General features: G+C 60.2%; 2 protein-coding genes and 3 pseudogenes. All 5 read right to left on the bottom strand.

The genetic code is table 11. The features are described 5' to 3' along the window. Positions 1–493: pseudogene (locus IVB12_RS03270) on the bottom strand (IS5/IS1182 family transposase); the annotation flags it as partial. Between the two features lie 504 nt (positions 494–997). Beyond that, the gene (locus IVB12_RS03265; RefSeq protein ID WP_247295617.1) at positions 998–1,621 is read right to left on the bottom strand and encodes an IS110 family transposase; all 624 of its coding nucleotides are present in this window, start codon (positions 1,619–1,621) and stop codon (positions 998–1,000) included. 78 nt (positions 1,622–1,699) lie between these two features. Beyond that, positions 1,700–3,290 (bottom strand): annotated as a pseudogene (locus IVB12_RS03260) (ISL3 family transposase). 531 nt (positions 3,291–3,821) lie between these two features. After that, a complete protein-coding gene (locus IVB12_RS38025; RefSeq protein WP_253075475.1) occupies positions 3,822–4,628 on the bottom strand; it encodes an MFS transporter in 807 nt (268 codons plus the stop codon). Beyond that, a pseudogene (locus IVB12_RS03250) lies at positions 4,570–5,228 on the bottom strand (MFS transporter). Before IVB12_RS03250 ends, IVB12_RS38025 begins: the two are co-directional and overlap by 59 nt. Positions 5,229–5,818 lie beyond the last annotated feature (590 nt).

The raw sequence follows: 5,818 nt of genomic DNA, 5'->3' as shown, positions 1-5,818 counted from the left end.
CTTCTGCCCTGACGTGAACACCCTGAACTTGTAATCGGGTGGGGCATTGTGGCCGCGATAGCCCTTGTCGGCGAGGAGGCGCTCGAGGGTATTGCCGATGAGGGCTTCCATGTCCGGGATGACGGTTGCGAGCGTATGCCCGTCATAGGGGTCGGCGGCGCCTTCACGTGGGTCACGAATTGACCGCCTTTGGCGTGCGCCAGCGTCGTTGCAACCGAGACTTTGACGCCGAACTCGTAAGGCCGGTGGGCCTTGCCTTTACCGATGCACTCCACCTCGGGCGCGTGCAGCGAATAGACCTTGGGTCCACGCCGGTGCTGCTTCTGCTCCAGCACGCGTCGCGCCCGCGCGAGCATGCGCTCCAGCACGATCCCGGCAAGCAAGTCGGCGTTGCCCCCGAGTTTGCGGCCGATGTCGCGGATAATGCGGCCGAGATAGGTCTTGAGCTTCTTCAAGGCCCTGTTGGCACGCTGAACTGCTTGGCGTGGGCATAGTGTCAATCGGCCCTTTAATTGCGGGTTGTTGTCAAGCTGCTTTCTTTCTCACCAGTGGCACGCCGGTAGCGATTGCTCCGTCGGAGCTGGTCGGGTTGCGTAGACGGAGCGATCGCGGATGGCAAGACGATCGCCCAGCGGGATTGGATAGTCGATATCGTTGGTGGCTTCGGCGTAATTGGATTGATGTCGTAGCTGGGGTCATGGTCCTTTCCGAGGTCGCGAGCGCCTCATGATGATGTCCGGATCGAGCGCCTCAACGTTTGCAGCGGAGTGCGGACGAACCGCCACCAGCCGATTGACCGAGGTCGCCACGACCACCGTCCCAGCAGGACATCGCCGGTCCGGCGGGCCGGACCAGGAGCTTGTAAAATAGGATTATGACGCCTTCGCCTGGCCCCAGTCGAACGATGTGCCATCGCCCCAGATGCAGTGCAGGATTACGGCGATCTTCCCGGCAATGGCTACCCTTGCCTTCCTCAAGCCAATCCGCTTTGCGAGCTTCATGCCCCAGGCCTTGAGGCAAGACCATTTCTTTGTTCGGTTGCGGCTTCGAATAGGTAAGTTCGTAGAAGTCGATCGCCCCAACGAGATATCTTGCCGTTGGTGTCAGTTTCACCGGATTGGTTGCGTCGCGGCGTAAGCCCCAGATAGGCGCCAACTGGCGAGGCCGATCGGAAGCGCGAGGGATCATCGATCGTATGACGGAACGTTAGGGCAGTCACGACGCCAACACCCGGGACCGTCATCAGACGGCGCGTCGTCTCGTCCTGCTTTGCCAACCGGCGGACTTGATCATCGAACCTATCCTGTTGCTGACAGACGTTCTCATGGATCGACAAGAGCGGCGCTATCACGCTCAGGAGCTGATGATCATCGCCCAAGAGCTCGTGGACCTGGTGGCGGAACTGCAGGCCGATTGCGCGAGGGAACAATAATCCATACTCCTTGATCAGGCTGCGAACCTGGTTCTCGATATCCCGGCGAATGGTCACGAGGCGAGATCGGGCAACGAGCATCGCACGAATCTTCTGACTTTCTTTGCTCTTGACCTTCACCTCCCGGTACCAACCGACCCGCACCAGTTCGGCGAGGCCTCGCGCGTCGTTTTGATCGCTCTTGTTCATGCGAACCGACAAGGCTGCGTGCGCATGCCGAGCGTCGATACAGCGCAATTTTGGACGCCGATCCCCCGGCTTAGGGGGTCAATATTGGGCTCTGACGCAGTTTTGGTCAGCTCCGCCCACTGCGCCGATCAATCTGGCCTGAAGCAGATCGATTTTCCCGCGGCCATACATTTGACGTCGGACGAGCTTGAGGCGCGTAATCTGACCTTCAGTCTGTCCGTTGGACCACGGCAAAGTGATCGCTGCTCGAACCGCGCTTCATCTTTCGCGACGCCGCTGGCGAACGAGGCGACGAGGCTGGCGCGGGCGGCTCGATCCATGGGATGAGGCCCACCTCGGTCTTGCGCCGGATCATCATGTGGAATTCGGCGATGATCTCGCGTGCCTCGACCAGGGTTGGTACGCCAGATTCTATCGCCGCTACCGTGACGGTCTCTGCTTTCGTAAGCAAGTCCCGCCCGGTTGTCATGAGACGCGCGATCGTTCTGGCCGACCGGATCCACTGAAGGTTCTGTGCATCGGCCTTTTCGGCACGTCGTCTGCGGGTCGCCCACTCGCTGACGACGCGAAGCGAACCGCGGAAGCCACGCGCTGCTAGGCGGCGCCAGAGTTCAGCCCCGTTTCGACAGCCGGACGCCCACTGATCATCGAGCCATGGCCAAATGCAGATCCAACGAACTTTGCCGGGTGCGGAAGACATCGGTGCGTTCGCCGCGGATCACCTGCCGTACTAGCTTCCTGCTATGGCCAGTCTGGCGCACAATCTGCTTGATGGGTATGCCGTTCTTCGACAGAGCCAAGATGGCCGCATTGGTCTCCTCGCGGCGCAAGTAGCCCTCGTACTGGAGGCGCTCGGCTGCTGTCAGCAGCTGGGGATCGATCGTGGTCGCACCGATGACGGTGCGAATCTGGCGCATAGATTTGCGGACGGCGTCCAGGAAGGCCCGACTGGCGTTCTCCATCAGATGCCAGCGGTCCGCGACCTGCACCGCGTGCGGCAGGGCCTTTGCTGCCGATTGGCCATATCCGCCGCCACGATCGCGGGCGACGATTGCGATCGTGGGATGCGCAGCGAGCCAAGCTTGGGCGGTCGCGGGCTCACGATCCGGCAGCAGGGTGACTACCCGGCGCCTTTCTAGGTTGCAGATGATGCTGCGTATCGGTGATTGCGCCGCCAGGCCCAGTCATCGATACCGATGACCCTGAGAGCATCGACCGGCGAACCGCTGCGGCGTCGGACCACGCGCAGAAGCGTGTCCTTGCTCACTGGCAGCATCAGTCGTCTTGCGAAGCCGGCTGCGGGTCGACCGCCGAGCGCCAGACCAAGGTGATGAACGATAGAGTCCAGCCTCGCCGTACGCCGCGCTGATGGAGCCAATATCCCGTCGGCGAAACGCTCAGTGAAGATCTGGCGTCCGCACAGCACGGCGTCGCAGCGGAAGCGGCGGGCGACCACCAGGAGCTCTACGACCCGCCCGGACAGCGGCAGATCGGTCACGCGTCGCCGATACCCGCTATGGATACGCCGCGAAACCGTCCCGCACGATGGACACAAGCCGGCACTTCCGGATGCCCGGACCGTGATGACAGTCTCATCACCCTCGTAGCACGCACCCTCTACAACAAACCCACGCGGCACCAGACTGGAGCGCTGGAGTGCTTGCTGCACGGCGCTGATTCTCCTCCAATCAAAGCGCCAGACATGTCTCGAACTGCATCAAAAGCGAGTCAGAGCCCATATTGCAGGCCGAATGACATCCTCTCGATCGGCGACCGCTGGTGCCTGTATCTTCCGGGCGAGCCACTGTGAACCGGCGCAGGAAGCCATCTGTGAAGCCGCATAGCGGCCGACCATGCGTTTCGTGGCGATGAAAACAGATTGGCGACCTCAGAACGTCGCTCACGCCGCATAAGCGCTGTCAGCCATCCGCTCAAGATGACTTCACTACTTCACTAGGGGCCGTCAACGTACGCGTACGTTCGTTTGCCACTAGCGCCACTTGCTCCATATGCTGGGCCGGCCAAGCGAGGCGCGGCTGAGTACACTCGGCGTGCCGATGAAGCGGGCTCGACGGAAGGAGGAGGTACTTGCAGCAGATGCCGTCATCGGATCCACTCTCGGTCCAGTGCGGCAGCTCTGGCTTCTGCTGTCGAAGAGCCTGCGCGATGCTCCATCCGTGACATCAGGTTTTGACAGTTACTACGTTCGATTCCGGTTATAGTCACCGAGCAAGAACTCGTTGGCGGTACAGTCGGGTACATCGTCCTTCCACCGAACGGAGCCAAAGGGGCGCTCTAGCATGCGCCGGATACGCACGGGCTCTGGACCGACGTGAAAGGACGCCGCTTGACGATCTAGCGCGCGTTCTGAATGCGTCGAGCGTGCGTTGGCGTAGATAATCAAGCCACGTCGGGCAATGTAGCGCTCTGTCCACAGTTCAGGATCAGCGATATCGCGAGCAATCGACCAGCCATACGCACCATTCCGCTTTCGGAACAGCTGCACATCTTGCATCACGTTGTGAAAGGCCGGCGCATTCTCTTGTGCCACGCGGAATTCGATTTCAATCACAACCGGTCCACTGCGATGGGTTAGCGCAAGCCGAACATCAGGATGCGCGAGCGCTTCAGCATCCTCGCTTCGGTAAGCTGCGAGCGAGCGTCCCGCAACCCAGCGCGGCGCCGACAGCTGCACGCCAATGTTGAAGAGGGCCCAGGAGATCATCCACACGGCCCACGTAAGGACAAGAGCGGCCGATGTTAGAATCAGCTCGTGGCTCAACGCCACTGCGAGAAGCGTCCCACTCATTGACAGTGCGCAGGCGCGAATTGCTGCTTCACCGCTCAGGCTCTTCCGTACTAGGGGCACATATAGCGCTCCAATTACCGCGCCAAGTCCGAACGCGCTGAGAGCTATCCCATAGATCTGTGCACCGCCTCCAAGGAGATCACGGGCGACCAGCGGCATTAGCGCGATGATGGCACCTCCGATCACGCCGGTGATCATGGAACGAATCAGCCCAATTTTGATTGAGGGCTGAGTTGGCGATGTAGCGGATCCCAGAAACGATGGCGCGGTTTAGTTTCTCGGGGGGAAGATATGACGGTCCGGAAATTCGCTTCCACAAGAACAGTGCAACAAGCAATGGCAGATATAGCAATGCATTTAGGGCAAACGAAGCTACTGCGCCGGCTGTCGCAACCACCATCCCGCCGACCGCCGGTCCCACGCTGCGCGCGATGTTGTAGCTAATACTGTTCAGCGCGACCGCAGCTGGAAGTGCTTCCGCCGGCACTTGCTCGCTAAGTGAGGATTGCCAGGCAGGATCCATCAGAGCCACGCCGCTGCCGATTACGAAACACAGTATCAGCAACAAGTCTGGCGTGACCTGCCCGAGCCAGGTAAGTGTCGTCAGCGCGGTCGCACCAGCAGCGACATGCCGAGCGCGACAAGCATCACGATCCGCCGGTCATACATGTCCGCAATTGCGCCTGCAGGCATCGAAATCAGCATAACCGGTAGCAAAAACGCGGTCTGGACGAGTGCAACTCTGTCCGCCGACGTTGTCATCTGAGTCATCGCCCACGCTGCGCCGACGCTCCGGATCAGGGCCCCCAGGTTCGTAAGCAGACTTGCGAGCCAGATGCGCTTAAGGTGAGGTGGCGGAATGGCGCCGTGATACCTTCAGTGCTAATCGTTCGAGGCTTGGAAGGAGTCATCTAGCTTGCTGCCTTACCCCGGATGGTTCGACGAATGTGGATAAAGAGGGGGGTGGCAAACGGGAAGTCCGGCGTCATTCGACTTGCGCTGCTTAGATGTAAGAGAAACCTCAAAGAGGCCTTATCCTTTCGGCGCCTTGTATTGAATCAAAAAGTTGATTTCCTCGTGGCAGGCGCCGCGGAAGCAGAATAAATGGCCGCCCAGCGGATCCTGCCAAGCACTTCCTGAACCTGCAGCGCCCAAGGAGGGGAATCCCCTGCGCATATCCGTTTGGCCGTCGCCAGCCACACCCGCACGCCCGTCGGGATCATCGGCGCTCCAGTCCGCGAGCAATTCGTCGTCCGTGAAGAACCTCCAAGCGGTTGATCAAGAATCAGTTTCGGGGCGAGAAGGTCTTTGGGATTGCAAACTTTCGGGCTTTGACGGCCCAAAAGCTTGCAGTTTCATTTTTGAGGATTCCGTCGAATCACGAGTCG

It is taken from the genome of Bradyrhizobium sp. 179 (assembly GCF_023073535.1).
Taxonomy (GTDB): Bacteria; Pseudomonadota; Alphaproteobacteria; order Rhizobiales; family Xanthobacteraceae; genus Bradyrhizobium.
The sequence above is the reverse complement of the archived record's forward strand: the minus strand, read 5'-3'. Positions and strand labels throughout refer to the sequence as shown.